General features: G+C 28.4%; 2 protein-coding genes and 1 pseudogene. All 3 read right to left on the reverse strand.

The window, feature by feature from the left end; genetic code table 11:
- Positions 1–98: 98 nt before the first annotated feature.
- Positions 99–464, reverse strand: a complete 366-nt coding sequence (locus Q0F58_RS19560) for a hypothetical protein (RefSeq protein ID WP_294379770.1) — start codon at positions 462–464, stop codon at positions 99–101.
- A 115-nt stretch (positions 465–579) separates the two neighbouring features.
- On the reverse strand, positions 580–1,269 hold the full coding sequence (locus Q0F58_RS19565) for an aspartate kinase (protein ID WP_294379772.1): 690 nt from the start codon (positions 1,267–1,269) through the stop codon (positions 580–582).
- An 82-nt stretch (positions 1,270–1,351) separates the two neighbouring features.
- Positions 1,352–1,580 (reverse strand): annotated as a pseudogene (gene prfB, locus Q0F58_RS19570) (peptide chain release factor 2); the annotation flags it as partial.

Genomic DNA, 1,580 nt, shown 5'->3' on the forward strand with positions numbered 1-1,580 from the left:
CTTTCCTCAACAACCATTTCTCTCCTCCTAACTATAAATAATTATATTCAAAAATTAAGTTTTTAGAACCAAAAAATGACCTTTCAGGCCCTTTTCCATTATATTAAAATCTTGTGTAATTCATCTAAGACTTCATTCGATATAATTTTCCTAAACATGATAGCAATTTTTGTCTCATTAATTTCCATACTTATAATATCAAGTTTATTATTTTTTACTACTTCCATTGTTTTATTTAAAACGCTATTATTACTCATGATACCATTTCCAATAATAGAAATTCTAGTAATATTTAAATAACTACTATTTAGCTCTGGAAATTTATTTTCTAACAAATTAGCCAATTTATTAAATTTAGCTTTAGGAATAGTAAACGAAATATCTAAATTATCTTCACTACTATTAACTAGGTTTTTTACATTCAATTCTTCTTCAATAAAAGAATTATAAATGGTATTAAACATATCTAAAGAATACTTACTAGATGTAATGTGCACATATTTAATATTATCATTTTTAACGATATTTTTAACATATCCACCCTCTATTTTATTATTTATAATAGTCCCATCATTATCATTAAATGTTGATTATTGGCACATTAAATTTTTCTCCAACTTCAACACATCTATTATGAAGAACCTTGGCTCCTTCATCAGCTATGTCTAACATTTCGGTGTATGATAAAGTGTTTATTTTTTTTGCAATTTTAGTTTGCCTCGGGTCTGCAGTATATACACCATCTACATCTGAAAAAATATAACATTTAGATGCTTTAAGTTTTGCAGCAATTGCTACAGCTGTTGTATCTGACCCTCCTCTTCCTAATGTTGTAATATCCATATTAGGGTTTATTCCTTGGAAACCTGCAACAATCACAATTTTTCCATTTTCTAATTCCCTTTCAATTCTTGATGTATCTATGTCTTCTATAATTGCATCTTGGTTTGTATTATTTGTAAAGATTCCTGCTTGCCAGCCTGTAAGAGAAATTGCTGGCATTCCAAGTCGATTAAGCAGTATTGAAAGTTTTGCCATAGAAATTTGTTCACCTGTACTTAATAATACATCTAATTCTCGTTCATTAGGAATACTTGACAAACTCATAGCTTCTTTAATTAAACTGTCTGTCGTCTTTCCTTGTGCTGAAACAACAACTACTACTTTTTTTCTCTCCTCATAAAAACTTTTGATTTTTTCTGCAACAATATTTAATTTAATATTGTCTGCAACTGAACTTCCTCCAAATTTTAATACTACTGTGTCCATATTGGCACCTTCTTTATTTTTTTATTACACACCTATTTAATTAAATATGGCTTACTATTAATATATTATGTTTTATAAATAATTATGTTACACCTTGTTTTAAATAGCTTTCAATAAATCCATCTATTTCTCCGTCCATAACACTTTGAACGTTTCCTACTTCATAATTTGTTCTATGGTCTTTTACTAATGTGTATGGGCAAAATACGTAGGAACGTATTTGACTTCCCCATGCGATTTCCCTTTGAACTCCTTTTAATTCGTCAATTGTTTCTTTATGTTCCCTCTCCTTCAAATCTAATAATTTTGAT

The sequence above is a fragment of the uncultured Clostridium sp. genome (assembly GCF_934754915.1).
Taxonomy (GTDB): Bacteria; Bacillota; Clostridia; order Clostridiales; family Clostridiaceae; genus Clostridium.